The organism is Ectothiorhodospira mobilis, from assembly GCF_016584115.1.
GTDB lineage: Bacteria > Pseudomonadota > Gammaproteobacteria > Ectothiorhodospirales > Ectothiorhodospiraceae > Ectothiorhodospira > Ectothiorhodospira mobilis.
The window spans coordinates 35,667-60,337 of sequence record NZ_NRSK01000004.1 but is presented as its reverse complement, the minus strand read 5'-3'; the positions used below and the strand labels follow the sequence as shown (position 1 = coordinate 60,337).

Sequence of the window (24,671 nt, the reverse complement as noted above, 5' to 3'; positions counted from 1 at the left end):
CGCCGAGGTGGGCGCGGCGTCCCGTCTCGCCAGGAGCAGGTATTGCTGGCGTGCAAGGTGGGGGAGCGGCTGCGCGAAGCCCGCGAGATGCAGGGGTATTCGCAAGTCAAGGCCGCCCAGCTGCTGGGCTATGCCAACTCCACCAAGCTGGCCAAGATCGAGGGCGGTCGTGACAGCTCGCAGATACCGCTGTGGGTGGTGAAGCGGGCCGCCCTGCTGTACGACGTGTCCATCGACTACCTGCTGGGCAACACGGAGAACATGGAGGTCGACGAGCGCCGCTGCCACGCCGCCCGGGACACCATCATCCTGATGCGCGAGGAATGGGAGCGTCACCGCTGGCGGGACATGCTGGTCACCCGCGAGGTGCAGGAGCGTGTCGAAGCCGTGGAAGAGCTGGCCATGCTCATGGCACAGCAGCTCCAGGAAGCCCAAGACGCCCTGTCCCGGGTCGAGGAGCTGAATCCGCGCCGCTGGGAGAACGTCAAGGGTGGGGCCCGCCTCCAGTCCGCCGTCGAGCGCGCTGCCGCCACCGGGCGTACCGCCGAGTCGAAGCTGAAGCGCCTGCATCGCGAAGCCCGTGCCGCTGCCGGGGGTGTGCAACCCGAACTGGAGCTGGTGTACACCTGATGGCGAAGTTGACGGAGCAGCAGTGGCAGAAGGCGAGAGAAACCTGGGAGGCGGATTCTCGTGGCGGGTATGCCTGGCTGATTCGGGAGCTGGGGCTCGACGTGTCGGGCCCTGCCGTGCGCAAGCGAGCCCTCAAGGAGGAGTGGAGCAAGGGCAGCGGCAAGGCCAGGGCGAAACCGGCCCGGAAACCGAAAACCCAGAAACCCAAGGCGAAAACCGGAAACCGGAAACCACGGCAGAAACCGGAAACCCCTGTGGAGGAGTTGGAGGAGCTGCCGCCGGAGCTCGAGGATAAGGCGGTACCGCTGGATGAGGCCGATTCCATCCCGTTCAATGAGGGGGAGGAGGGGCAGGGTGCGCCACTTCACGGCTTGACCCTAACGCGCGTGACCACGATTTCGCTCGAGGACGACTTCGGCGACAGCCCGCTTCACGACATCTACGAGACCGACGCCCCGGGGCGCACCAAGTACCGCCGCCAGTACGCCCGGCTGGCCTACAAGCATGCCCTGCTGGGCGCGACGCCGGCCCACGTCGCCAGCCTGCTGGAGGTGACCGAGCAGACCGTCTACGACTGGATGAGCGCCCACCCCGAGTTCCGCGCCGCCATGGAGCAGGGCCGCATGGACGCCGATGCCAATGTGGCGCGCTCGCTGTACAAGAAGGCCACCGGCTACACCCACCAGGCGGTCAAGGTGTTCCAGTACCAGGGCCAGCCCGTGGTGGTGCCCTATACCGAGATCGTTCCGCCGGACACTGAGGCTGCGAAGTTCTGGTTGAAGAACCGCCAGCCCGAGATGTGGAAGGACAAGGTGGAGGTCGAGGAGAAGCCCAGCATCGCCCTGGTGGATCGCGAGGCACGCCGGGAGCGCATCGAGGCGGCACTGGAGAAGGCCGCACAGGTCGAGCGCGAGATGCGCAACCGTGCCGACCGCCTGGGACTGATCATCGACGGCAGCACGGGCGAGGTCGACGATGGCGGCATAGGCGGGGTGGGCGATGGCTAGGAAGCGCACCCTGCTGCACGAGGATCCGCGCTGGGAGGAGTTCAGCGACGACTTCGCCGGCGACCTGGTGGGCTTCGCCATCGATGTCGTCGAGCTGCCGCCCACGCCTCAGCAGATCACGCTCTACAACAGCGTGGCGCCGTCGCGCTCCATGGTGTCGGTGGCGTCTGGTCACGGCACGGGCAAGACCACGGCCCTGGCCACCATCGTGCTGTGGCACATGCTCTGCTACCCGCAGTCGATCACCCTGCTGACCGCCAACGACATGGCACAGCTCAAGGCCACGCTGTGGAAGGAAATCGGCATGGCCGTCGAGCGCATCCGCAAGGGGCCCTACGGCTGGATCGCCGACCATATCGAGATCCTGGCCAACGGCCAGATGCGCATCATCGGCTTCCCCGATACGTGGTTCGTCGAGTCCAAGACCGCCAACGAGAAGACCGCCAACAAGATGGCCGGCCGTCACGGCGAATGGCTGATGATCATCGGCGACGAGGCGTCGACGCTGCCCGACGCGGTGCTGACCACGCTGCGCGGCGCCCTGACCGAAGAACACAACCGCATGCTGCTGACCTCGCAGCCGACCCGCAACTCGGGGTTCTTCTACCGGACGCACCACGACCTGAGCAAGCTCAACGGTGGCGACTGGACGCCGCTGGTGTTCTCCTCGCTGGAGTCGCCGCTGGTCAGCGACCAGGCCCTGAAGGAGCTGTGGGGCAGCTACGACGAGGACGAGCGCCGTGTGCGCCTGCTGGGCCAGTTCCCGCAGGAGTCGGGCAAGCACATGATGAACCTGCCGGTGGCCGAGGCCATGTACCGCCGGGGGCGCATCATCGGCGACGACGAGCCCTATGGCTGGGTGGTGCTGTCCGATATCGCCAGCGGCGAGGGACTGCGCGACAAGTCGACCATCGTCGTGGCGCGGGTCATCGGTTATGGTGAGCGCGGGCCCGACGCCCGGCGCGTGGAGATCGTGACCGTGCCGGTGGTGACCAACAACGTGCGCGCCAACGTCTTCGCCGGCGCCGTGGCCGAGCAGGGCGACCCCTATGACGGCGTGACCTATGCCGTCGACTCCGGGGGTCTGGGCATCAACGTCTGCCAGGACCTGGAGGACATGGGCAAGCCCCTGCATCGCATCAACTGGGGCAATCCGTGCTTCCAGAACAAGAACAAGGAGCGCTACCTGAACCTTCGCGCTCAGGCCATGCACCAGGCCGCGCGCGCCGCCAAGGAGGGGCGGCTGTCGATCCTCACCGGCGAGCACCGCAACGCCATGCTGTCGCAGTCGAGCCGCATCCCCAAGACGTTCACCGACAAGGGGCGCATCCGCGTGCCGCCCAAGCACAGCAAGGAGTGGGAGGGCATGCCCTCGCCCGACCTCTGGGATGCGGTGTGCTTCGCCTTCATCGAGGGGCTGGTCTACACCGCCAGCCAGGAAGGGCCGGGCGAGGGCCGCACCCTGGGCGAGTCGCTGGAGAGCGAGGTCGAAGCGCTCTTTGGTGACGTGGTGTAAACTGATCGCTCTCATCATCGCAACGCCACGGAGCCATGGAATGACCCGAATCCGCCACGCTGTCGCAGCCGCCTTGGGTGCTGCCGCCCTGTTCGCCAGCACAGCTCATGCCGACACGGCCTATGCGAGCCAAGCGGCGGAGAGAAGGGCGGCAGAGCGAGCCGAGCTTGAAGTCGAGTACGAGCGTAGGCAGCAAGAGATCGCCGAGTCGCGCCGTCAAGCGAGAGAGCAGGCCGTGTCTGCATGGGAGAGCGCCTCTCTCTTGACCGATCGTCAGGCACAGTTCATCGACGACGTTTTCGGCGGCGCCTACTCGCAATCGGACGAGTACGTTGCTGGTGTCGGCAGTGTGCCTCAGTCCATGCTTCGCGTAGGCGTCGAAGGTGGTCGCCTCCACATGGCCTTCGCCAACCGGTCGCTGAACCCTGTCGTCGAATCAGTCGACGAGGAGAACCGATCATTTAACTTCCGCATTGGAGGCGGGAGACTGGCCACCATGCAGAGGTCGGCCAATATGGCGGTACTGACCGGGTATGACGGTACCCAGTACCTCTACTTCGTCCGGCGTTTGGCGGGCGAAGACCGGGAGATTCTGGGGATGAGTCCAGATGGCGGCACGATTGCGTCGCGTGAGCAGGTGCCTTCTGGCTCCGAGGCAGGGCCTGCCAGCGCCCTTTTATCGGCCGAGCAGGTCCGGCAAATCGCCACGATGATGGCGGAGGCGTATCGAGATGAAGGGGTGGCGGGAATGTATCGGGCTGAGCGTCAGTGCTGGCAGGACCTGGCCGCTGCCACCGGCGACGCCGAGGTAATCGCCGCTGCGTGCGGCATCGCAGCCTTGACAGGGTCAACCATCGAGACTGGAAGCGCGGAAGGAGAAGGGCGTCAGCCGGCCCAAGAATACCAAGGAGACGCCACTATTGCGCGCATCGAGGAACGAATGGCTGATAACCGATTTGGACAGGCCTCCATTGAGCGCATGAAGGCCGAGACGCTTGCGCCGCACATGCAGACCGTTGCCACTATACCCTTGGCGATGCCGCCCGCTAACCCCGGAAAACCCCGCCTCAAGCCCTGACATCCCTCCCGCATCATGCCTCCATGGGAAACAACCGTGAGGGGCATGACCATGCAGCAACCTCCGCTGATCAAGTACAACCTGAAGGAGCGCGGCCGCCAGCATCGCGGCGTCGAGCGCCACTTCGACATTCCAGCCATCGTGGCCAGCATCAACGGCCCGGCCACTCAGGAGCGCGTGCAGACGCGCGGCATGCTGGGTTATTTCGGCCACTGGCCGCGCGTGCGCTTCGGCATGGAGCCCGCCGAGGGCGGCCTGGCCGAGGGCAAGGCGCACGCCATCGAGCCCGCCGTGGTCACCACCCACCTGCAGGCCTACGACGACGGTACCATCGAGCACCAGACCGAGTTCCTGGACACCGCCACCGGGCAGCTGGCGTCTCGCATGTACGCCAACCGGGTGGGCGGCTTCTCGACCGCCATTGATCCGCGCAAGCCCGAGCTCTACGGCTTCGATTGGGTCAACGACCCGAACTACTCGACCAACCGCGGCTATGACCTGGTGCTGGACAGCGTGACCAGTGGCGAGATGACCTTCGACGACGTGCTGTCCGCCGAGCATGCCGAGCAGGTTGACGCCATGAACCGGCTGTTCGAGATGATGGAGGCCAACCTGCGCCTGGCCATGGATTCGGCGACCCGCTTCGAGGAGGAGAACAGCGAACTTCTCGGCCTGCTGAGCAAGCGCGAGGAGCAGGCCGCCCTGGTCACCGACAGTGCGGCCGCCGCCGACACCGCTCGCCAGCTGGATCGTGACCGTCGCTTCTTCATGGATTCCGCGCTGCCGCGCTTTCAGGATCCCGAGGCCCGGGAGGAGCACGACCGCGACTACCTGCGCCTGAAGCGCCGGATGTTCTTCCATGTTTGAGCCCGTGAAGGTCGGTCTCGGCGAGTTCCTGCAGGACTTCTACGCCGAGGTGGTGCCCACCACCAAGCCCCTGCAGGAGTTCGTCGAGCGCGGCTTCCCGTACTGCGCGGCCTGGGCGCCGGCGCGCATGGTCGACAAGGCCGAGGAGATGCTGTCGCAGTGGCAGCGCAACGACACGCACCAGGCCGCGACCCGACCGCCCAGCCTGCCGGTGATTCTGGTCGCCGTGGCCAAGGACTGGACGCCGACCGAGCGCAGCTTCACCACGCAGATCGCTGACCCGGTGGACATCACCTTCCCCGACGACCCCAAGCAGCGCTACTTCCGCGTGCGCACCGTGGCCGGCGAGGTCCGCGCCCAGCTGGCGTTCTTCGCCAGCGACGAGCCCACGGCCAAGAGCCTGGCCGCCCAGTTCCTGCTCTATCTGGACTCGGCCAGCCGCCGCCGCTTCTTGGCCCGCTACCCGTTCGCCGGCCTCGAGCACGAATATCCGGCACAGGTGGAGGCGCCGGACAACCCGGCGATGAGCGTCGAGACCGGCAACAAGAACCTGTCCGTGCTGGCCGTCGACCTGGTGCTCAAGGTCACGGTGCCGTTGTTCATGGCGCCCAAGGCCGGCGAGCCCAATGATGGCAAGGGCGTACCCGGTACCGACGACCCGGCTGGCTATCCGTTGGTCACCGAGGTCGACCCCGAGGAGAAGGAGGTCACCCCATGATCCAGCTGCAGGCCAATATCAGCGGCTTCGCCGGCCGTCCGGCCACGGTGCTGGGCGCCCTCGACGAGGAGACCGGCATCCTGGTGGTGGCCGCCGTGACTGACGTCATGCCCCGGCGCGAAGGCTGCGTGGTGATCGATACCAACACGCGGGCCGACCGTGATTCGCTGTTCGAGTACGGCGACCTGAAGGAGGCCATCACCGCCTATTACGACCTCAAGGGCACGGTGGCCGCCGACGGCCGCAGTGCCTGTCTGCGCTTCATGGAGCGCGCCATGCGAGCCGACCCGGCCGGCGGCATCGAGATGGATGGCGTGGACACGACCGGCCCCATCTACCGCATCTCGCCGGATGCCGGCAACGCACAGGTGGGCGCCCTGGCGCTGTGCCGCTACGCCAAGCACTACGGCGCGGTGGCCGACACCCTGGCCATGGCCGACGAGCTCTCCCGACTGCTGTCCGGGCAGGCGGTGACCATATGAGCATTGATCGCCACAGCCAGGCCGCCCGGGTGTTCTATCGCCTGGTGCGCGACTTCTCGCAATCGGTGCAGCCGTGGGAGCAGGCCATCTATCACGACGTGGCCCCGGACGAGCGCTGGGATATCACGTTGACCGCGCGCAAGGTCTACGGCGATGCCGGTGAGTTCCTGACCATCATGGCCGCCGCCGGCATGGAGACCGTCGATCAGCCCCTGGAGCAGCAACGCCTGGTGCTGCCAACCGCTGACCGGCTGCGCGCCTTCAAGCGACGTGCCGGCTTCGAGTCGCGGGCCGATCATCGCGACCGTAACGGCGCGACATGGAGGAGTGACTGATGGCAGGCGACCCGAGGGCAATATCCCGTCTCAGCGGCAGCGCCGCCGAGGCCCGCGCCCGCGCCGCGGAAGACAGGCAGGAGCGCCAGGCGGCGCCCAATATCCTCAACCCCAACGAGGTGCGCGGCGACTACGACGCCAGCCGCATGCTGATGACCACCCTGGGCGGCGAGGTGCGGCCCGTCACCGCCGACGACCTGGCTCAGTTCCGCCATAACGCGAGGGTGGCCGGGCAGCGCTTCAAGGGCGGCATCACCGCACGCCAGGTGATCGACATGTCGCTGTCCGTTGATCGCGACCGCGCCCGACGGCAGATCACCATGGCGGTGCCGTCGGCGGCCCGCGGCGTGCGCAGCAGTAATCGCCAAGTGTCCTCGCTCGAGGTGCGCTTCATCACCAATGCCGGCCCGGACAGCGACGTCAGCCGCCACCACGTCACCGTGGAGTTCACCGGCTACCAGACGGCCATCGCCTCCGGGGCGGAGAGCGTGAAGCGCGCGGCCGCCCGCCTGCGCAAGGAGAATATCCGCTTCGACTGCGACTGTGGCCGCCACCGCTACTGGTACCGCTACATCGCCACCATCGGTCGCTACAACGCTGGGCGCCCGGAAACCGGCTTCCCCAAGATCCGCAACCCCAAGCTCAACGGCGTAGCGTGCAAGCACGTGCTGCGCGTCATGTCGGAGATCGAGGGCGGCAGCGCCGTGCAGGCCTTCCTGGCCCGCGCCATCGAGAAGGGGCGTCAGACCGAGGACGGCAGCGGCCACATCCGCCAGCGGCAGAAGGAGGCCGAGCGACTGGCCGACAAGCAGGCCAAACGACCCCGGGGCGGGCCATCCAATACCGGCGACCGCGACTTCGATCGCGCCCGGCGAGCCCTTCGCCGGCAGAGTCGCGCCACTACGACCAAGCCGAAGCGCACGGCTAGCGGCAGCAAGCGCATGCAGGCCCTGGGCGCCTCGCCCGCTGCCCGTGACAAACTGATCGCCACCGCCCGCGAGCTGGGCCTGACGCCCGAACAGGCCATCGCCATTCTTCAGGGGGGCAAGTAAATGCTCAACAACGTGCCGACCGGCATCAATGCCATGGCCCGCAACGTCATCATCAACCACCCCAATGCCTACAACTGCGAGGTCTATCGGCGCCGCGTCGGTCGCACCAGTGCCGATGAGGTCGGTGGCGCGCCCACGCTGGGTGGCATGGCGGTCATGAGCTCCGAGGATGAGGACGACATCCGCTGGGAGCTGGTCGGCCTGGGCTTCGCGCTGCCGGCCGAGCAGTTCCAGCCCTCGCCGATGATGGATCGCCGCGACGCCCACAACGGCTATGCCGACGAGCTACGCTTCCTGGTCGAACCCGAGGAGATGATCGGCGACCCCGGCGGCTTCGAGGTGCTGAAGCGTGACGTCATCTACCTGCTGCTGGGGGAGGGCGAAAACGCGCCCAAGGTGGCCTACGAGATCGTCGACGTGGAGGCCGTGGTCAACGTGCCGCCGTTCGTGCCGCGCTACGTGGTCAACCGCCGTGACGACCTGGACATCATCGACCCCTCCGCCCCCGAGGACGACACCATCGCCTGAATGCAGGCTGCTGCTGTCGATCGTTGCCGGCCTAGCGCCGGCTTTTTTGTGCCGCAAACCCGGAAAAACGCCCGAATTCGGCCGTCTCGACACCCTCAGACTCGAATCATCCGGCCACCTGGTCGGCCTTGCACTTCCCTGTGAGCAAAGGAGAGAGGGCTATGCCTCAGCACTACTACAGCCGCGAGACCGCCGAGGTCGCCGAGTTCATCGACAACCTGAAACAGGAGTCGGTCAAGGGCGGCGTCTTCGATTCGGCCGCCGCTGACGACTTCCTGGCGAACGCCATCAACCAGTCGACCGGCGTCAAGGTGCCGGAGAAGCTGCAGGTCGCCCTCGATGAGGCCGACGACAAGACTGCCAGCATGGTGACCCGCGCCATTCTGGACGGCGTTTCCGTCTATGAGCAGACCCACGGCGCGTCCTGCCCGGCCGACGTGCTGCAACAGGCCATGCACCTGGCCTACGCCACCACCAATGATGCGCGTCGCAAGATGGGCATGCAGCTCGACTCCGCGACCAGCGAAGGCCATGACGCGCTGTCGCTCCAGCCCAACCGGGCGGTGGTCGCCATCCTGGCCACCCTGACCGAGGCCATCCCGTTTGCCCACTACCTGCCGGCGGACATCAACTCCAACGAGGCCAAGCTGGCCATCATGACCCACCAGGCCGGCCGCGACTACGGCAGCTATGGCGTGGGCGACATCATGGACGGCGGCAACAGCGGCGACGCCTACATCACTTCCGGGCGCGAGCACAAGTGCACCATCGTGACCGACGTCGACGGCCCGACCGGCGACATCACCGGCAAGATCACCGCCGTGCAGGCCACGCCGGAGACCTGCGACCCCAACGCGACCACCGTCAAGCTGCTGCGCGGCCGCTCCCTGGTCTACCTCGATGGCATGATCGTCGCCAAGGAGGTCAACGCCACCGGTACCGGCGCCTCCACCGTCAGCGGTCAGGCCGAGATCGACGGCACCACCCACCAGATCGGCGGCACCATCAACCCGGATAACGGCGACATTGCGTTGACCGCCAACCCGGCGCTGCCCGAGTCCGCGCACGTACTGGTGGAAGCCTTCATCGACTACGAGCGGGCCCCGGAGCTGACTCCGGAGATCATCACCGCGGTCGACACCTTCCAGCTGTTCGCCAAGCCGTGGCGCGTGACCACCCACCAGACCATCGACAGCCGCACTCAGATGGCCAACGAGCTCGGCCTGGATCCGTACAGCGAGGGCGTGCTCGGCATTCAGTCGCAGTTCGCCAACGAGCGTCACTACGAGGTGCTGCGCAAGGCGCGCCGCCTGGCGTCCCGCAATCAGGAGAGCTTCGACTTCGCCTGGGCGACGCAGGGCGACTACAAGTCACGCTCCGACGTGTGGCGCGACTTCAATGCCGTCGTCGGCGCCGTCAGCCAGCGCATGGCGCTGACCACCATGAACCACGGCGTTACCCACCTCTACGTGGGCGAGAACGTCGCCGCCCAGATGCAGGGCCTGCCCGCCGATATCTGGGAGCCCTCCGGTGTCGTCGAGCGCCCCGGCATCTTCCGCCTGGGCCGCCTGTTTGGCCGCTACGACGTCTACTACAGCCCGAAGGTGGTGCTTGAGAGCGGCGGCAGTGCCGAGGTGCTGTGCGTGGGGCGCGCCACCGACGTCACCCGCAACCCGTTCGTGCTGGGCGATGCCGTGCCGCCGACCGTGATTCCGCTGGCGACCAACGCTGACCTGAAGTCCGGCGCCGGTTTCTATGCGCGCAACTTCACCAGCGTGAACCCGCACCAGCCCAGCTCCACCGGCTGTGCGCTGATCAACGTCACCAACCTGTTTTAAGGGGAGTAGCACATGACTCGACTGGTGATTGGGCGCCCCGTGGTGGGCAAGACCGGCGCCAATGAAGCGGCCAAGCAGGCGTTCAGCGGAGAGAAGTTCCCGCTGACCGTGCGGGTCGTCAACAAGATGACCGTCGTCCTCAGCCTGCCCGAGGCCGGCATCAAGCTCCGCCCGCTGGCCAGCGGCGCAGCCACCTTCCGCGACTTCGATCGTCTCCAGCGCGCGGTGTCGAGCCTCGAGCAGATTGCGCGGCTCAACAATGCCAAGGCGCTGGTCGAGCTCGTGGCCGGCGAGGCTGATAGCGAAGCCGACCAGGGAGGCGGCGACGAGACTGCTGGCGAGAGTGGTGGTCAGGCGTCGAACGAAAGCGAAGCCGGGGGCGGTCAGTCCGGCGACCCGGCGGTGACCGTGATTCAGGACGACGACGAGGGCTTTATCGTCGAGCTGCAAGGCGTTCGCTTCGAGCCACTACGCAACCAGGTGCGGGAGGACGGCACGCTGACCGCTGGTGGGCTCAAGGCCTTCGAGGAAGCCAAGGCCGCCGCCGAGTCCGCAGAGTAAGGGGGTAGCATCCAATGAGCGTGTCATTCGTTCGACAGCTCGGAGCCGAATCGGGGGTTCAGCTGAACCCCCTGGTCGACAACTCCGAGATCCCGACGACCGGGATGCAAGACCAGGTGTTCGCCATCGCCATGCGCGCCACGCGCGGGCGCATCGATCGCGCCTTCAAGGTCAACCGTAGCGACGTCCGGCAGCGCCTGGGGCACGGCGAGCCGATGCGCGACAACGAGCTCAACGAGGCCTATGTCCACGTCCGCGAGGCGCTGGACAGCGGCGCCTACGAGGCCGTGGTGGCGCGCCTGCACTCCGAGACCGCGGCGTTGAGCTGGATCGTCGCCACCGAGGTGCTGGACGAGACCACCAGCGAGCCGACCGGCGAGATCGCGTTCAGCGTCTCCGAGACCGAGCCGGCAACCGACTTCCTGTTCGCCGTGAAGCACCTGGAGTGTTTCAACGATGGCGTCATGGTCGAGTTCCGCGCCGACGAGAAGCGCGAGGGCGGGGTCAACGTCGCCAATGACGTCATCACGCTGCGCCTGCTCGAGCCCAACGGCGAGAAACTGATCGAGATCACCGGCTCCCTGGATCGTGACGCCAAGGACGACAACGGCAACAGCTACTACCTGCCGACTGTCATCGAGGCGCGCACCGACCGCCTGGAGGTGATCACCGGCGCCACGACCACTATCGCGCCAGAGTCTGACGCCTACGGCTACGACGCCCTGTATCGCGAGAAGTGGTCGACCTCCGCGGTCATGGACTATTTCGATGAGGGCGGTACCGCCTACACCGTCGACGATTACGTGCGCGCTCGCGAGCAGCTGTACGGCACCCAGCACGGCTATGCCTACATCGCTTCCGGCGGCAGCGAGGCGCCGGGACTGATTGCCGAGCTGGCCAGCCTGGCCTTCGACACCAATCGCCAGCTGCGCATCGACGTGCCCGGCGGCCTGGACGTCGAGGGCGCCATCGCGTTCGTGGAGCAGATGAACCTGGGCGGCCAGCCCGAGGCCCACCTGCTGCATGCCTTCTGGGCGCCGCTGAAATCCATGGACCCGACCGGCATCAACGGCAAGCGCCACTTCGGCACGGCGACGCTCAACATCGCGATGGCGTGCGGCCGCAACGCGCGTATCAACGCCAAGGGCTTCGCGCCCAAGCACTACCCGGTGGCTGGTCGCGAATGGCCCATCAGCCGCCAGGGCATCGTGCAGACCTACAGCCCCAACAACCAGGAGCTCAACGCCCTGGCCCGGGCGAAGATCAACCCGGTGATCTTCGAGAACTACTCCGGGGGCGGGCGTTACGTGTTCCGCGACTCGCTGACCAGCGCGATGGTCGACTCCAGCCTGAAGAAGCTGATCGCCGTCGCCGACATGTCGACCTCCATCGACGACGCCGTGACCCGTTTCGGCAAGGACATCCTGCAGTTGCCGATGACGGTCGCCATCAAGAAGATGCGCGACTTCCTGACCACGCACTTCGAGGCGGCTCAGGCGTCCGGCTGGCTGGTGCCGTCCGACGACCCGGCCATGGGCGGCGCCGCATGGCGTTTCGAGGTGCAGCCCAACGAGCAGCGGCCCTATGAGCTGATGGATGTCCGCTACTGGCTGCGCTACGACGGCACCACCCGCCAGATCCACGTGACCCAGACGCTGAGCCGCTAAGGAGAGACCATGAGTGAACTGCAGAACGTGCTCCGCGGGCTGATGTACCCCGCGAAGCGTGAACCCAAGGCAGCCGCGGAGCCCGAGGGGGTGCCCCGGCGCTTCCTGGTGCTCGATGACGCGGGCGAGCCCGTGCTCGACTCCGCCGGCGAGTACGAGCACATGAGCCTGCGCATGGATGCGGTTGCCGTCATCCAGCAGTGGATCGAGGAAGACGACCTGGACGATGGCGAGAGCAGTGCCGACCGGCTACTGGCCATGATGGTCGGTATCGCCGACGACAACCAGGACGGCGAACTCGACGAAGACGAGAACGAGGTGGTCGACGTCGCCCGCGAGGCGGCCTGGGACTACCTGTCCGCCGTGGGGATCGACGACGAGGACATCGCCCTGCTGCTTGACGACTGGGATGACGAGGCGGCCGAGCGCATCCGCGACGCCGTGGCGGCCGCGCTCCCCGATGGCGACGAAGCCTTCGATGCCATCGACGACTTCACCTTCGACGAGGCCGACCAGGAGCCGGTATTCGACGCCACCTACCGCAAGCGCACTGTCGTGCGTGGCGGCAAGAAGATGCGCGTCAACAAGCGCGTCTCCGGCAACGTGCGGCTGTCCGGCAAGCAGAAGCTGGCTATCCGCAAGGCGCGCAAGAAGGCACACAGCCCGCGGGCAAAAGCGCGTCGCCTGAAGTCCATGAAGGTGCGCCGTCGCATGGGTAAGTAGCCCGACGATGGGTGGGGTGTTTGGCGGCCAGTGGCCGCCTTTTTTCTGACGGGAGTCTGACATGGTGCTGCCATTTACCGGCATGGGATCGCTGTGGGACGGCATCAATCCCAGCTTGATCGCCTCGATCTACGAGGTGGATCACAAGGGCGAGCCTCTGGACGAGAGCGCGCGCGTGCGCTGCCTGTTCGTCGACGATGCCAACCTGGAGGCGACCTTCAACTGGCAATCGCCGTTCGACGGCGCCGGCCCCGAAGCCCGGGCGCCGACGCTGGCCGCCATGCTGCAAAGCGGGGCCATTCAGCCCATTGCCGAGCGGCTTGGAGAGGGCGCGGGGAACGCTACCAAGGAGGTCAGCGAGACCGCTCGGGGGCGCACGGGCATCACCAAGCTCAACAGCACGCAGGTGTTCAGCGGCATGCCGCCCATTCGCCTGCAAACCACGCTCATGCTCCGCGCCTGGCGCGACCCCGGCGCCGAAGTCGAGGAGCCGCTGGACCAGCTCATGCGCTGGGTGCTGCCGCAGTACCTGGCCCCCGAGGGAACGCTGCTGACCGCGGCGCTGGATTGGTATCAGCAGGGTGAGCGCGACGTGAACGGTTTCGTCGAGGCCGCCATGCCGTCGGCAGCACCATCCCTGCTGGCTATCCGCTACAAGGGGCGCACCTATGCCCCGATGGTCGTCGAGAGCATCGGTGTGCCGCTCAACTCACCCTCCGACAAGTTCGGCCGCTTCATCCAACTCCAGCTGCCGGTGACGTTCAGCACGCTGACCGCCATCGATCGCCATGACTGGGATGCCATGAAAGGAGAGTCCCGATGATCCACTTCCCGGTGCTGCGCACCCGCCGACTGACGGTGCGCATGAAGGAACTGGCGATGATCGACGCCATCGCCCTGGCGGCGATACCGCCGCACCTCAACGAGGAGGCCACCACCGCCTTTCTGCGCGCCGCCGTCGATGACGTGCAGGGCGTGGAAAGCCCCGAGGACTGGACGGTGCAGGAGCGCACCATGGCCGTCTGCCACTACATGGCCTCGACCCTGGACGATGGCCCGGACTTCACCTTGGCCAGCGGCAAGGCGCGCTTCTCCGACTACCTGCTGGGCGAACAGGACTACCCGGGCGATAGCGCCGAGGTCGGCACGCTCGAGGGCGACCGCTGGGAGGTGCGCCACCTGACCGGCGCCCTGGCCGGGGCCATCGAGCGCCTGCAGGGCGAGCTTGCCGGCGTATCCGGCCATGCCCATTGGCGCATTGGTCGCATGGCGGCCCAGCTGATCCCCAATGGCAATGCTGTGCCGTCCTCCGGCGACGTCGATGCCGCGCTGATCGAGCGAATGCGGGTTATCGCCGGCTACCCGGAGAGCGTCTTCGTGCAGCTGCTGGACGCCTTCGAGCGAGGACGGACAGAACTCGATCACCTGTTCCTGGTGGACGCGGACGAGCACGGCCTGATGGCCCTGCCAAGGGAGGACAGCGCGGCTGAAAAGCCGCCGGCGCGATTTCCAGTTGGCGCCTGCATCACCGACCTCGCGCGCTGCCTGGGCGGAAAACCAGCGGCTGCTGGCCCATAGCCTGACCCTATATTCGTCGACATCGTTGCCCGGCGCGCTACGCATGACCCACAGCGAAGCCGAAGCCTTCTTCGAGGGCAAGGCCTATGCCGATTGGCGCAAGGGCAAGGAGCAGGAACTGAAGCTGCAGGCGGCCGTGAATGATCGGCTCAACGGGGTGATTCGTGCCTGCGGCGCAATCGTGAAGACAGTGGCATCGCTAGGGCGCCGGTGACAGGCGCCGCAAGGTGCCGGCCATGCGCAATGAGGAGGGCGATGTGGCAGAACCAACGACCAGCGCAGCGGCGGCAACGGCGACAGCGACCGGTATCGGGCTGGCGGCCCTGCTGCCCTGGATCAACGCCAACGCCCTGATGGGCGCCGCCCTGGGGGCCGGGCTGGTGGCCTACACCAAGACCGACCTCCGGGCCTGGCAGCGCATCGGCGCACTGCTGTTCTCCGCCCTGTGTGGCTACTTCATGACGCCCGAGATCGTCGCCCAAACCCCGGTCACTCATGACGGGGCAGGCGGCTTCATCGGTGCCATCGTGATCGTCCCGCTGTCGCTGAAACTCATCCAGCACGTCGAGGGGTTCGACCTTGCGACGTGGCTTGATCGCCGCAAAGGCAAGTGAGGCGAGGCAATGGCTGAGACAAGCGTTATCCAGAGCATCGCACCCGTCGTGGCGGCTTGCAGCTACTTCATCGCCGCCCTGCGGCTGGCTACCTTCCGTCGCGGCAGTCGTCGTTACAAGCGCCACCTGTCGCTATTCGCCAGCGCCCTCATTGGCACCCTGTTGTGCGCCGGGCTCGAGATCGTGTTTCTCGAGCCGGAGGTGAGTGTCTTCCAGAGCGCACTGGCCCTGTTGTTTTGCGTCCTGACGCTGCGTGCGCGGGGCAATGTCGCCACCCTGATGAGGATGCCCCATGACGGTTCTACTCAAGCGCGGTAGCCGCGGCGACGCGGTGCGCCACCTGCAACGCGACCTTGGCTTCACTGGCGATGATGTCGACGGCATCTATGGGCCGGCGACCGATCGCGCCGTGCGTCGCTTCCAGGCGGCGAAGGGGCTGGTTGCCGACGGCATCGCCGGTCCGAAGACGTTCGAGGCGTTGTCCGGCATGGACGCGGCGCGGCGCCTTGGTCAGGGCGATATCGAGCGCGTCGCCGCGCGCCTGGGAGTCGAGGTGGCGGCCGTCATGGCGGTCAATGAGGTCGAGTCCCGAGGTAGCGGCTTCCTCGATGATGGTCGGCCGGTGATCTTGTTCGAGCGCCACGTCATGCGCCGCAACCTTCGCGGCATCGGGCGGGATGCTGACCTTTTGGCTCGCTACTTGCCGGGTGTCATCAACCGCGCGTCCGGCGGCTACGACGGCGGCGCTGCCGAGCATGACCGTCTGCACCTGGCGCGCCAGATCGACGAGGGCTGTGCCATCTGTGCGGCCTCCTGGGGGCTGTTCCAGATCATGGGTCACCATTACGCGAGGCTGGGCTTTGAATCGCCGCAAGCCATGGAAGCGGCGGCCGGCGAGAGCGAGGGCGCGCAGCTGGAAATGTTCGCCGCCTTCATCGAGTCCGATCCGCGGTTGCATCGCGCCCTGCGCGAGCGCAACTGGGAGACCTTCGCCCGGATCTACAACGGCCCCGCGTATGCCAAGCACGACTACCACGGCCGCATGGCGGCGGCATTCGACAACCACAGCGAGGCACTGAGGGAGGCGGCATGAACCTGATCACCAATATCGTCGGCACCGTGGCGAAGCCCGTGTTCGACATCATCGACAAAGCGGTCACCGACAAGGACCAGGCTGCCCGACTCAAGGCCGATTTGCAGCGTCGCCTGATCGACCAGCAGGATGCCGGCCTGAAGGCGCAGATGCAGATCATCCTCGCCGAGGCGACGGGCGAGAGCTGGGCGCAGCGCAACTGGCGCCCGGTGTTGATGCTGGTCATCGTCGCGATCATCGCCAACAACTACCTGCTTGCGCCTTACCTGGGGGCCATGTTCGGCGTCGGGCTCCAGCTCGAGCTGCCCGAGCACATGTGGAACCTGATGACGCTGGGCGTCGGCGGCTACATCGCCGGCCGGTCGGGGGAGAAGATTGCCGGCACGCTCAAGCGGGGCAGCGATTCAGGGGGTGGCAACCTGATGGGCCGCATCGACACGCGGTAACGGTAGTCGACCAGGAAAACCGAGACCCTTGCGGCCTTGGGGCGGCGATACGCTGGCACCCCAAGGCCATGCTGCGCCATGGCTGCGTCGCCTCCGAACCACGCTGACCCAACGGGAATAACGCCATGACCGTATCTACCGCCAACTACCTCAAGGGTTTTTACGACCAGATGAAGGCCATGGGCCAAAAGGTCGTGAACTCCGACTTCACCTTCGAGATCGAGGGGTTCGAGCAGACCTACCTGCTGGCCCGCCAGTGCCCGTGGCCGACGGTTGCCACGCAAGGCGAAATCGAGGTGCCGACCCCGCTGGGTGCCGCGGCGTTCGAGCCGCAGCAGATCCGCACCAACCACCAGGGGCAGGTGACCCTGATGGAAGTGACGGCCGGCACCATTGACCAGATGCTGGTCGACATCATCGCCAACGGCGGCACCTTCAACGCCAAGATCTACGAGGGCACGCCCGAGCGCTACCTGCGCTACAAGCGCATCACCGATGCCTTCGTCCAGATCGACGATCCGGACCGCGACTGGGAGAACCGCAGCCAGGTTCTCACCTTCAGCGGCACCATGTTCTTCCACTACTTCGGCGAGATCGTGGAAGGCAACAGCACGGATTACCGCTGATGGCCACCCTGGCGAGCCTGGCGACCCGGTTCGCCGAGCACGAGCGCGGCGCCGCCAACATCCTGCCGCCCGAGTCCGTCACGGCCCTGGCCGTGGCGGCGGTGTCGTTCTATGCCGGCTTCGCCGAGCTCACGCACCTGGCCGATGGCGCGGAGATCGACGACAGCCTGGAGGTCACGGTGTCCGAGTGGGCGGAGATTCGCCCGCTGTTCGTGCTCTACGTCGAACGCGAGAACGCGCTACAGCTCGAGGCGACTGGCATCCTGAGTGCCGGCGGCGGCTTTGGGCGCTCCAGCTCCGAGGTCGGCGGCGAGATCGCTCAGATGGAGGCCGAGCTGCCACGCCGCGTCTTCCATCACCCGGTCATCACGATCTAGGGGGTAGGGCATGGAGCTGTATTTCGGCGAGAACGGCGACCAGCGCATTCGCGGCGACTTCATTCGCCGGGCGGTGCTGCGCTCCGACCTGGTGCCGATACCGCTGACCCTGGAGGCCGAGATCCGCGTCGGCACCGAGACCGCCCAGCACTTCGAGGTCGGGCGCTCGATCACCACCTATGACGGCGATGAGCTGGAGATCATCAAGTCCGAGCACGTCCAGCAGGCGCGCATGCAGGGCGACGACCTGTCCGGCTACGTGCGGCTGATCGCCACTTTGAAGCCGGTGACGCCGGTGGCATTCATCAAGCCCCGGGCGGTGATCAAGCACGGCGCCACCCTGGCCGAGGTCTACCGCGCGTGCGGGGCCACGCTGCGCGGCATCGAGGGCGACTTCGCGGTACCGCGCTTCGTCTGTCTGGCCGGCGAGGCCCACACCTATCACATCGCCCGCGCCCTGCAGGAGGCGGGCGGCGTCGTCAGGTGGCGCAACGGCCGCCTGGCGTTCATTCCGCTGGGCTCGCTGTTCGACCAAGAGCCGGTGGACACTATCGTCGACTCCGCCTCCGATGACGTGGAGTCCGGCTTTCTGGAGCGCCACGACATCCCGTGGTTCTACAGCCTGAATGCCGATGGCGAGTTCGTGTACGGCAACCGGGGCAAGCCGCGCGCCGCGCGCTTCCAGCCCGGCGCCAACGCGATGACGCTGCGCAACATGACGGGCTGCCTGGTGCTGACCAAGGTCACGCGCCTGAAGTACACGCAGAAGGTTGCCGCCGGTGACCTGATCGAGGTCGTGGGCGGGGAGCCGCTGGTGGCCATGACGGTCGCCAACCTGTTCGCGCCCGGGGCCGATGGCGACGCCCCGGAGCAATTCACCCGCGTATGGCTGGGGAGGTGGGAGCGATGAGCGCGACCGGAGGCGGCCTGCTGGCCGGCAAGTGGCCGGCAGTGGTCACGTCTTACGACGGCGACAGCCGCACCTGCGAGGTCAGCATCCCGGGCATCACCGATGGCGCCGAGGGTGGGCTGATCGCCGAGATCGAGTATCCCATCGGCGACAAGTCGCGCCACGAGACCATGACCGAGATCGAGGTGCTGGCCGGCGACAAGGTGTGGGTCGAGTTCATACAGGGCGACCCGCGCCACCCGCTGATCACCGGCTGGCGGAATCCGACGACCGGCAACTCCATCGGCTGGCGGCGCTGGCACAAGGAAAACATGCAGCTGCTCACCGATGCCGAGATGCGCCTGCAGTCCGGCGGTCTGGTGCACGTCAGCGCCAAGGACAGCATCACCCTGCAGGTGGGCAGCTCAACCATCACCCTGACGCCAGGCGATATCACGCAGCTGGCGAGCATGATCAACCTGAACTGACAAGGAGGCCGCCATGGCTGCCAATCTCCTGTTCTCCTTCGACGACCTGACCCGCAAGGACAAGGCCGTCAAGGAGCTTGAAAAGCACTTCAAGCGCGCCGGCGCCAACCCGGTAAGCGTCGACGTCGATTCCCGCGTCAAGCGCAGCAGCGGCGTCAGCTACCGCGAAATCAGCCTGACCTTCTCCGATAGCCAGGTGGTCAAGCTGCGCGTGAAGCGCCCGGGCGACATCTTTCAGGTCATGCTCAACCGCAAGGTCATGCCGATGACCCACCAGGACGATCACACCAAGGCCATCGGCGAGATCGTGCAGGCCATGGACCGGGGTCGGACGGCCTTTCAGAAGCGTCTGGCCAAGGCCAAGGTGAAGCTGCCCAAGCGCATGAAGACGGCGGCCCCGCGCATGGAGAAGCGCCTCGAGGAGAAGCGCGACGCCCTCAAGGAAGCCGTGGAAGACGCTCGCCAGCAGCTCGCCGAGCTCACGGCGGCCTAAGGAGGCTCTATGCCAGCGGTCACGAGGCAGGGCGACAGCTGCACCGGACACGGGGCGTTCCCGCCGCGCAACAGCACGAGCGGCAGCCCCGACGTCATGGTCAACGGCATTCCGGCCCACCGCGTGGGCGATGGCTGGGCCACGCACTGCAACGACGTACCGGTCTGCCACGGTGGTGCTTTGGCAGCCGGTTCGGGCAGCGTCAACGTCAACGGCAAGTCCCTGGGGCGCATCGGCGACCCCGTGGATTGCGGTTCCACCGTGGCGGCCGGCTCCGGCGACGTGTTTGCCGGCGGCTAGGCCCGCTACAGAGCCCGGCGCAGCCAGGAAAAGCCGACGTGGCCCACCCCTCCCCCTCCCATAGCATGGCCCCATGACGCGCCCGACGTGGCGCCATCCCGCAACCATAGGGGCTATGCCATGACTGGAACCTCACCGCCCGTTCTGTGGAACGACAGTAGCGCCATGCCGGTGGGCATGTCGCTGGATCAACTGCTGTACCGCATCCGGCGCTCCGACGCCGACGACGGCCTGATCTTCGACAGCGTGACGCTCGACGACATCCTGGAGGAGGCCGAGGCCGTCTTCGAGCTGGATGCCCTGGTCGCCACCCAATCCAGCCTGGGGCGCAAGGTGCGCAGCCTGGAGCGCGTCATGTCGGCCGGCGGTGGCGAGCTGGAGGTCGTGGCCTCGCAGGTATCCAGCCCCTTCAAGCGCCAGGGCGTGGTCAACGTCGCCGCCATCTTTGAGCTGAGCGACGGCCAGACCGTGACCGTCATGTTCCACAACCCCGACGCCGGTACCGCGAAGTCGCTGAAGCCCACCGACGAGCTCATCAGCTGGAAGTGGCTGCTCAACAAGAAGGACATCACCATCGTGGTGGCCCCGGAGCGCGGCAGCGACCTGCCGATTCGCCAGGTGGCGAAGCGCATCATGAAACTGGCCGAGAAGAACTCCAAGACCTTCGCGCGCATGAACCAGAAGCGCGCCGAGCGGCTGGAGTACATCGAAGGCCTGAAGGGCGAGATCGGCGAGCTGGAAACCGAGCTCGACGGCCTGACCCGACAGATCGAGATTGCCCGGATTGAGGCCGAGGACAAGGCGCTGAACACGCCCAAGCCGCTGACCAAGCAGGAAGGCCTCGACCTGCTGAACGAGCTGCGCCCCTGGCTGTCTCGCCAGCAGTACCGGGCCATGGCCGACGTCATTCGAAAGGGCGAGGAGTCCGAGGCCTACATCGATCGCGCGCAGGCGCTGGCCAACATCATCGACGGCATGGCCAAGACCTATGAGCAGGACGGCAAGGAGATGGACGAGACCACCGCCTACCTGCACTACTTTCGCGGCGGCGGCGACTGGTACATCACCGAGAAAGACGCCATGGGTGACGGTACCGAGCAGGCTTTCGGCTGGGCCGACCCTGGACTGGGGCATGGCGAGCTCGGCTATATCGGCGTTGACGAGCTGACCGGGGCCGGTGTCGAGCTCGACCTGTACTTCGAGCCCAAACCGTTGAGCCAGGCGGTAGAGAGCCAGACAGCCAGCCAGGACGACGAGGGTGCCGAGCCGGCGCCGGACATCCCCGACAACGTGCGCGAGCGACTGAACGCCCTGCTGGCTCCGCTGGTGGGCATCGCCGAGGGGCTGTCCAGCGCGCGCGAGACCGACTACCGGATGGGCGGCGGCGGTCGCTATGCCGGCGAGTACATGAGCGGGCGTCGCGACGACCTGGCAGCAGCCGAGGCCGCCATCGAGGAGCGGTTGGCCAGCATCCCCGACGAGGAGAAGCGGGAGGCGGCGCGCGCCTACATCGACACCCGGCGCCCCGACCTGTCGCTGAGCGAGGCCGAGCAGGAGTGGGCGGATTCCGTGGGGTCTGCGCCCGAGGAGGATGCCGCGGCCCGCCGCGAGGCCGCCGAGGCCACCATCGCCGGCTGGAAGGCGTCGCTCGCCGCCGGCGATGCGCCGAGCCAGATCGACGCCGAGGCCTGGGCCGCCTTCCAGAAGGCCTACCCGATTCAGGCGGCAGCCGTGAAGAACACGCTCTCCGAGCAGATTGGCTGGGAGCGCTTCGTGGAGCTTGCCGAGGGCGAGCCGCCCGCCGAGCCCACCGGCAAGGACACGGCGACCGGCGTCAACGAGGAGGGCGAGCTCGAGCCCGAGGGCGCCGAGAACGTGGTCAAGACCGCCAAGGGGTCCGAGGTGCAGACCGGCTTCACCGTGGTGGAGGCCGAGGAGCTGATCGCCTCCCATGACATCAACGGCGACCCCAATCCCGCCTTCCCGACCGAGCTTCAGCCCCGCGACCGTGGGCGCGACGCATCCATTGCCTGGGTCAAGAAGACCGCCCGCCAGCTCGATCCGGACAGCCTGGGGCGCACTCGCCGCGCCGATACCGGGGCGCCCATCGTGGGCCCGGATCGCGTCGTGGAGTCCGGCAACGGCCGCACCATGGCCATTCAGGAGGCCTACCGCAGCGGCAACGCCGACGAGTACCGCGAATGGCTGATCGAGGAGGCGCACCACTACAACCTGGATGCCGGCCGCGTGCGCGCCATGAAGGCGCCCGTGCTCGTGCGCGTGCGCACGTCCGCGCTCGATCGCCGGGAGTTCGCCGTCGAGGCCAACCAGGACGACAAGCTGAGCATGACCGGTACCGAGAAGGCCAGGGCCGACGCCGACCGCCTGGACGAGGGCCTGGTCGCCAAGCTGGCCGATGACGGCAACCTGCTGGCTGCGTCCAACCGCGACTTCATCATGGGCTTCCTGCAGTCCCTGGGCGACACCGAGGCCGCCCAGTACATGACCAGCGACGGCAACCCCACCGGGGCGCTGATCGCCCGCGTGCAGGCCGCCATCTTCGCCAAGGCGTACAACGACGACCGCCTGCTGGAGATGACCGCCGACGCCAGCAAGCCCGAAGTGGCCAACGTGGTCAACGCCCTCAACGTGGCCGCGCCGGAGTTCATTCGCGCGCAAGCCGCCGACCAGGCGGGTACCGACGCCCTGACCAACCAGCTGGTGGATAGCGTCGAGACCTCGCTGAACGAGCAGGCGGTGCAGGCCATCATCGACGCCACCAACCTGGTGCGCCGCGCCAAGGCGGACGGGTCGAGCGTCGAGGAGGCCGTCAATCAGATGGGGCTGTTTGGCGACATCCCGCCGGCTACTGCTGCCATGGCGCTGTTCATCAACCAGAACAACCGCAGCGCCAAGCGTCTGGGGCTGGCCTTCAGGGCCATGGCGGCTTTCGTGCGTCAGGAAGCCGAGCGCGGCCAGACCGTGGACATGTTCGGTGACAGCCAGCGGGCCAGCCTCGAGCAGATCATCGAGGCCGTCAACCGCGAGCTGGAAAAGGAATACGGCGAGGGCAGCTACGCCATCGAGTCGCTGGACATGTTCGAGGCGCCGCCTGCCGCGCCGGACGGCGATACCGATCCGACCGAATCCGCCGGGCAGGGCGGGGTTCGCCTGTATCACGGCACCGCCAAGGGCAATGCGTTCAGCCGGTTCGACGCGAGTCGCGCGGGCCGCGGCGTCGGCAAGAATCACGCCGACCAGGGCGACCAGATATACCTGACGGCGAGCCGCCAGGCGGCGGAGTGGTTCGCCGAGAAAGCCGAAGTGGCGAAGCAGCTCGAGAACGGCGGCAACCCCGGGGCCAATGAAGACAACTCGGGCACGGTGCTTGCCTTCACGCTCGACGCCAGCGCTCAGGTGCTGCACAAGCTCAGCATGCCGCGGGGCAGTCAGTCGCAGGAAGTGATCCAACAGGCCCGCGATCAAGGCTTCGATGCCATCGCCTTCCCCGATCAAGGCTTCGGGACCGTCGAGGGCGACCCCAGAGTGGGCGAGATGTACACCGACGGCGCGCCGCCGACCACCTACATCATCCTTGATGAGTCGAAGCTGACCCCCGAGGGCGAAGTCGGCCGGGCGCCCGATGAAGACGACCTCGAGCAGGCCCGCCAGTCCACCGATACCGACCCCAGCGAGGCTGAGAAGGAAAGCGGCGACTACGCCAAGGGCGAGGTCGAGATCCACGGCCTGACGGTGGCCATCGAGAACCCCAAGGGCAGCGAGCGCTCTGGCACCACGCAAGACGGCGAGGCGTGGTCGGTGTTCATGGCGAACGACTACGGCTACATCAAGGGCGCCAAGGGCGCCGACGGTGACGAGGTCGACGTGTTCATCGGCCCCGACCTGGAGAGCGAGCGCGTGTTCGTCATCAATCAGGTCGGCAAGGACGGCGAGCTGGACGAGCACAAGGTGATGCTGGGCTTCGCCACCCGGGAGGATGCCGAGCAGGGCTACCTGTCCAGCTATCGCGCCGGCTGGGATGGCCTGGGCAGCACGCAGGAGATGAGCATCGACGAGCTCAAGGTCTGGCTGCCGAGCGCCTCCGAGGGAAAGCCCGCTGCTGCCGCCGAGGAGCCTGCCGAGGAGGCGCCCGCCGCCGACCCGCTGGAGCAGGCCCGTGCCGTCACCCAGCGCGACGAGTTCGCCTCGCTGACTCGCGATTTCACGCGCTCGCTGGCCACCATCAAGGGGATCGATGCCGGCACCATGCCGGGCATGGAGCGCTCACTGTTCGTCAACTCGATCACCGGCAAGATCAAGACGCGCGCCAAGCGCGACCCGCTGCTGGGGGCCGTGCTTCTGGCCTGGCTGGCCGAGCAGCAGAAGGACTGGGGCAAGCCCGCCATCACTCCGCGCAATGCCGTGTGGAAGGCCGCCGACGACTGGGAGGTATATCGCTCCCTATTCAACCGTGACGCCGCGCCCAGCGACGGCCAGGAGGCCGGTGACGGCGAGGGCGCCCCAGCTCCCGAGCCGGCCGCGCCGGAAAGTGAGGAGGAAGCCATGCGCCGCAACGACCGGCAGTTCCTGCAATCCGTGATCGACGGCACGGTGCCCGACATGCTCTCCCCCGACCTGGCCGACCGGATCCTGGCCGTGATGGAGCGCCAGTCCGGCGACGACGAGATGGAAGACCTGATCGAGCGCGCGGGCGCCGCCTATGAGCGCGCCATGTTGTCCGCCACCGAAGACCTGTAAGGAGACC

Annotated in this window: 28 protein-coding genes; all 28 read left to right on the top strand. The window is 67.0% G+C overall.

The genetic code is table 11. From position 1 onward, the window contains the following. The first annotated feature begins 42 nt into the window (after positions 1-42). Entirely contained in the window at positions 43-630 is a 588-nt protein-coding gene (locus CKO33_RS02785) for a helix-turn-helix domain-containing protein (protein ID WP_200179091.1), read from the top strand. Then, positions 630-1,637: a hypothetical protein gene (locus tag CKO33_RS02780; RefSeq protein WP_200179089.1), complete on the top strand. Its 1,008-nt coding sequence runs from the start codon at positions 630-632 to the stop codon at positions 1,635-1,637. The genes CKO33_RS02785 and CKO33_RS02780 overlap by 1 nt, the downstream gene beginning before the upstream one ends. Further along, entirely contained in the window at positions 1,630-3,153 is a 1,524-nt protein-coding gene (locus CKO33_RS02775; RefSeq protein ID WP_200179087.1) for a hypothetical protein, read from the top strand. Before CKO33_RS02780 ends, CKO33_RS02775 begins: the two co-directional genes overlap by 8 nt. Positions 3,154-3,193: 40 nt before the next feature. Next, positions 3,194-4,231, top strand: coding sequence for a hypothetical protein (locus tag CKO33_RS02770; RefSeq protein WP_200179085.1), 1,038 nt, complete (start codon positions 3,194-3,196; stop codon positions 4,229-4,231). 45 nt (positions 4,232-4,276) lie between these two features. Then, positions 4,277-5,098, top strand: a complete 822-nt coding sequence (locus CKO33_RS02765) for a hypothetical protein (protein WP_200179083.1) — start codon at positions 4,277-4,279, stop codon at positions 5,096-5,098. Beyond that, a complete protein-coding gene (locus CKO33_RS02760; RefSeq protein ID WP_200179081.1) occupies positions 5,091-5,816 on the top strand; it encodes a hypothetical protein in 726 nt (241 codons plus the stop codon). The genes CKO33_RS02765 and CKO33_RS02760 overlap by 8 nt, the downstream gene beginning before the upstream one ends. Next, positions 5,813-6,298 carry a hypothetical protein gene (locus CKO33_RS02755; protein ID WP_200179079.1) on the top strand — a complete coding sequence of 162 codons (486 nt, stop codon included), beginning with the start codon at positions 5,813-5,815 and terminating at the stop codon, positions 6,296-6,298. The genes CKO33_RS02760 and CKO33_RS02755 overlap by 4 nt, the downstream gene beginning before the upstream one ends. After that, a complete protein-coding gene (locus tag CKO33_RS02750) occupies positions 6,295-6,633 on the top strand; it encodes a hypothetical protein (protein WP_200179078.1) in 339 nt (112 codons plus the stop codon). Before CKO33_RS02755 ends, CKO33_RS02750 begins: the two co-directional genes overlap by 4 nt. Continuing rightward, positions 6,633-7,685, top strand: a complete 1,053-nt coding sequence (locus CKO33_RS02745) for a hypothetical protein (protein WP_200179076.1) — start codon at positions 6,633-6,635, stop codon at positions 7,683-7,685. The genes CKO33_RS02750 and CKO33_RS02745 overlap by 1 nt, the downstream gene beginning before the upstream one ends. Continuing rightward, complete coding sequence (locus CKO33_RS02740; RefSeq protein ID WP_200179073.1) at positions 7,686-8,213, top strand: hypothetical protein; 528 nt, start codon at positions 7,686-7,688, stop codon at positions 8,211-8,213. A 161-nt stretch (positions 8,214-8,374) separates the two neighbouring features. Next, positions 8,375-10,051: a hypothetical protein gene (locus CKO33_RS02735; RefSeq protein WP_200179072.1), complete on the top strand. Its 1,677-nt coding sequence runs from the start codon at positions 8,375-8,377 to the stop codon at positions 10,049-10,051. A gap of 12 nt (positions 10,052-10,063) precedes the next feature. Continuing rightward, positions 10,064-10,612 carry a hypothetical protein gene (locus CKO33_RS02730; protein WP_200179070.1) on the top strand — a complete coding sequence of 183 codons (549 nt, stop codon included), beginning with the start codon at positions 10,064-10,066 and terminating at the stop codon, positions 10,610-10,612. A gap of 14 nt (positions 10,613-10,626) precedes the next feature. Next, positions 10,627-12,279 carry a hypothetical protein gene (locus CKO33_RS02725; protein ID WP_200179064.1) on the top strand — a complete coding sequence of 551 codons (1,653 nt, stop codon included), beginning with the start codon at positions 10,627-10,629 and terminating at the stop codon, positions 12,277-12,279. Positions 12,280-12,288: 9 nt separating this feature from the next. Continuing rightward, positions 12,289-13,002, top strand: a complete 714-nt coding sequence (locus CKO33_RS02720; protein ID WP_200179063.1) for a hypothetical protein — start codon at positions 12,289-12,291, stop codon at positions 13,000-13,002. A 61-nt stretch (positions 13,003-13,063) separates the two neighbouring features. Further along, entirely contained in the window at positions 13,064-13,825 is a 762-nt protein-coding gene (locus CKO33_RS02715; protein WP_200179062.1) for a hypothetical protein, read from the top strand. Then, positions 13,822-14,580: a hypothetical protein gene (locus CKO33_RS02710; RefSeq protein WP_200179061.1), complete on the top strand. Its 759-nt coding sequence runs from the start codon at positions 13,822-13,824 to the stop codon at positions 14,578-14,580. The genes CKO33_RS02715 and CKO33_RS02710 overlap by 4 nt, the downstream gene beginning before the upstream one ends. 43 nt (positions 14,581-14,623) lie before the next feature. Next, a complete protein-coding gene (locus CKO33_RS02705; protein WP_200179060.1) occupies positions 14,624-14,794 on the top strand; it encodes a hypothetical protein in 171 nt (56 codons plus the stop codon). Positions 14,795-14,816: 22 nt separating this feature from the next. Beyond that, positions 14,817-15,194 (top strand): putative holin, encoded by a 378-nt coding sequence (locus tag CKO33_RS02700; RefSeq protein ID WP_200179059.1) that lies wholly within the window; start codon positions 14,817-14,819, stop codon positions 15,192-15,194. Between the two features lie 9 nt (positions 15,195-15,203). Further along, positions 15,204-15,512: a phage holin family protein gene (locus CKO33_RS02695; RefSeq protein ID WP_200179058.1), complete on the top strand. Its 309-nt coding sequence runs from the start codon at positions 15,204-15,206 to the stop codon at positions 15,510-15,512. Beyond that, complete coding sequence (locus CKO33_RS02690; protein ID WP_200179057.1) at positions 15,487-16,287, top strand: N-acetylmuramidase domain-containing protein; 801 nt, start codon at positions 15,487-15,489, stop codon at positions 16,285-16,287. The genes CKO33_RS02695 and CKO33_RS02690 overlap by 26 nt, the downstream gene beginning before the upstream one ends. After that, positions 16,284-16,733 carry a holin family protein gene (locus CKO33_RS02685; RefSeq protein ID WP_200179056.1) on the top strand — a complete coding sequence of 150 codons (450 nt, stop codon included), beginning with the start codon at positions 16,284-16,286 and terminating at the stop codon, positions 16,731-16,733. Before CKO33_RS02690 ends, CKO33_RS02685 begins: the two co-directional genes overlap by 4 nt. 125 nt (positions 16,734-16,858) lie before the next feature. Further along, positions 16,859-17,359, top strand: coding sequence for a hypothetical protein (locus tag CKO33_RS02680; RefSeq protein ID WP_200179054.1), 501 nt, complete (start codon positions 16,859-16,861; stop codon positions 17,357-17,359). Continuing rightward, the gene (locus tag CKO33_RS02675; RefSeq protein ID WP_200179053.1) at positions 17,359-17,736 is read left to right on the top strand and encodes a hypothetical protein; all 378 of its coding nucleotides are present in this window, start codon (positions 17,359-17,361) and stop codon (positions 17,734-17,736) included. Before CKO33_RS02680 ends, CKO33_RS02675 begins: the two co-directional genes overlap by 1 nt. A 10-nt stretch (positions 17,737-17,746) precedes the next feature. Continuing rightward, the gene (locus CKO33_RS02670; RefSeq protein WP_200179052.1) at positions 17,747-18,646 is read left to right on the top strand and encodes a hypothetical protein; all 900 of its coding nucleotides are present in this window, start codon (positions 17,747-17,749) and stop codon (positions 18,644-18,646) included. Then, complete coding sequence (locus CKO33_RS02665) at positions 18,643-19,113, top strand: hypothetical protein (RefSeq protein ID WP_200179051.1); 471 nt, start codon at positions 18,643-18,645, stop codon at positions 19,111-19,113. Before CKO33_RS02670 ends, CKO33_RS02665 begins: the two co-directional genes overlap by 4 nt. A gap of 13 nt (positions 19,114-19,126) precedes the next feature. Continuing rightward, positions 19,127-19,606: a defense against restriction DarA-related protein gene (locus CKO33_RS02660; protein WP_200179050.1), complete on the top strand. Its 480-nt coding sequence runs from the start codon at positions 19,127-19,129 to the stop codon at positions 19,604-19,606. A 9-nt stretch (positions 19,607-19,615) separates the two neighbouring features. Then, complete coding sequence (locus tag CKO33_RS02655; RefSeq protein ID WP_200179049.1) at positions 19,616-19,906, top strand: PAAR domain-containing protein; 291 nt, start codon at positions 19,616-19,618, stop codon at positions 19,904-19,906. Positions 19,907-20,071: 165 nt separating this feature from the next. After that, the gene (locus tag CKO33_RS02650) at positions 20,072-24,664 is read left to right on the top strand and encodes a pyrophosphatase-like OB fold-containing protein (RefSeq protein ID WP_200179047.1); all 4,593 of its coding nucleotides are present in this window, start codon (positions 20,072-20,074) and stop codon (positions 24,662-24,664) included. Positions 24,665-24,671: the final 7 nt, after the last annotated feature.

Coding starts and splice junctions, on each gene's coding strand:
- CKO33_RS02680 (WP_200179054.1), top strand. CDS start 16,859: ATGACCGTATCTACCGCCAACTACCTCAAGGGTTTTTACGACCAGATG.
- CKO33_RS02655 (WP_200179049.1), top strand. CDS start 19,616: ATGCCAGCGGTCACGAGGCAGGGCGACAGCTGCACCGGACACGGGGCG.
- CKO33_RS02765 (WP_200179083.1), top strand. CDS start 4,277: ATGACCATGCAGCAACCTCCGCTGATCAAGTACAACCTGAAGGAGCGC.
- CKO33_RS02735 (WP_200179072.1), top strand. CDS start 8,375: ATGCCTCAGCACTACTACAGCCGCGAGACCGCCGAGGTCGCCGAGTTC.
- CKO33_RS02770 (WP_200179085.1), top strand. CDS start 3,194: ATGACCCGAATCCGCCACGCTGTCGCAGCCGCCTTGGGTGCTGCCGCC.
- CKO33_RS02780 (WP_200179089.1), top strand. CDS start 630: ATGGCGAAGTTGACGGAGCAGCAGTGGCAGAAGGCGAGAGAAACCTGG.
- CKO33_RS02725 (WP_200179064.1), top strand. CDS start 10,627: ATGAGCGTGTCATTCGTTCGACAGCTCGGAGCCGAATCGGGGGTTCAG.
- CKO33_RS02670 (WP_200179052.1), top strand. CDS start 17,747: ATGGAGCTGTATTTCGGCGAGAACGGCGACCAGCGCATTCGCGGCGAC.
- CKO33_RS02660 (WP_200179050.1), top strand. CDS start 19,127: ATGGCTGCCAATCTCCTGTTCTCCTTCGACGACCTGACCCGCAAGGAC.
- CKO33_RS02775 (WP_200179087.1), top strand. CDS start 1,630: ATGGCTAGGAAGCGCACCCTGCTGCACGAGGATCCGCGCTGGGAGGAG.
- CKO33_RS02665 (WP_200179051.1), top strand. CDS start 18,643: ATGAGCGCGACCGGAGGCGGCCTGCTGGCCGGCAAGTGGCCGGCAGTG.
- CKO33_RS02730 (WP_200179070.1), top strand. CDS start 10,064: ATGACTCGACTGGTGATTGGGCGCCCCGTGGTGGGCAAGACCGGCGCC.
- CKO33_RS02675 (WP_200179053.1), top strand. CDS start 17,359: ATGGCCACCCTGGCGAGCCTGGCGACCCGGTTCGCCGAGCACGAGCGC.
- CKO33_RS02700 (WP_200179059.1), top strand. CDS start 14,817: ATGCGCAATGAGGAGGGCGATGTGGCAGAACCAACGACCAGCGCAGCG.
- CKO33_RS02755 (WP_200179079.1), top strand. CDS start 5,813: ATGATCCAGCTGCAGGCCAATATCAGCGGCTTCGCCGGCCGTCCGGCC.
- CKO33_RS02745 (WP_200179076.1), top strand. CDS start 6,633: ATGGCAGGCGACCCGAGGGCAATATCCCGTCTCAGCGGCAGCGCCGCC.
- CKO33_RS02740 (WP_200179073.1), top strand. CDS start 7,686: ATGCTCAACAACGTGCCGACCGGCATCAATGCCATGGCCCGCAACGTC.
- CKO33_RS02695 (WP_200179058.1), top strand. CDS start 15,204: ATGGCTGAGACAAGCGTTATCCAGAGCATCGCACCCGTCGTGGCGGCT.
- CKO33_RS02715 (WP_200179062.1), top strand. CDS start 13,064: ATGGTGCTGCCATTTACCGGCATGGGATCGCTGTGGGACGGCATCAAT.
- CKO33_RS02750 (WP_200179078.1), top strand. CDS start 6,295: ATGAGCATTGATCGCCACAGCCAGGCCGCCCGGGTGTTCTATCGCCTG.
- CKO33_RS02705 (WP_200179060.1), top strand. CDS start 14,624: ATGACCCACAGCGAAGCCGAAGCCTTCTTCGAGGGCAAGGCCTATGCC.
- CKO33_RS02650 (WP_200179047.1), top strand. CDS start 20,072: ATGCCGGTGGGCATGTCGCTGGATCAACTGCTGTACCGCATCCGGCGC.
- CKO33_RS02760 (WP_200179081.1), top strand. CDS start 5,091: ATGTTTGAGCCCGTGAAGGTCGGTCTCGGCGAGTTCCTGCAGGACTTC.
- CKO33_RS02685 (WP_200179056.1), top strand. CDS start 16,284: ATGAACCTGATCACCAATATCGTCGGCACCGTGGCGAAGCCCGTGTTC.
- CKO33_RS02690 (WP_200179057.1), top strand. CDS start 15,487: ATGACGGTTCTACTCAAGCGCGGTAGCCGCGGCGACGCGGTGCGCCAC.
- CKO33_RS02710 (WP_200179061.1), top strand. CDS start 13,822: ATGATCCACTTCCCGGTGCTGCGCACCCGCCGACTGACGGTGCGCATG.
- CKO33_RS02720 (WP_200179063.1), top strand. CDS start 12,289: ATGAGTGAACTGCAGAACGTGCTCCGCGGGCTGATGTACCCCGCGAAG.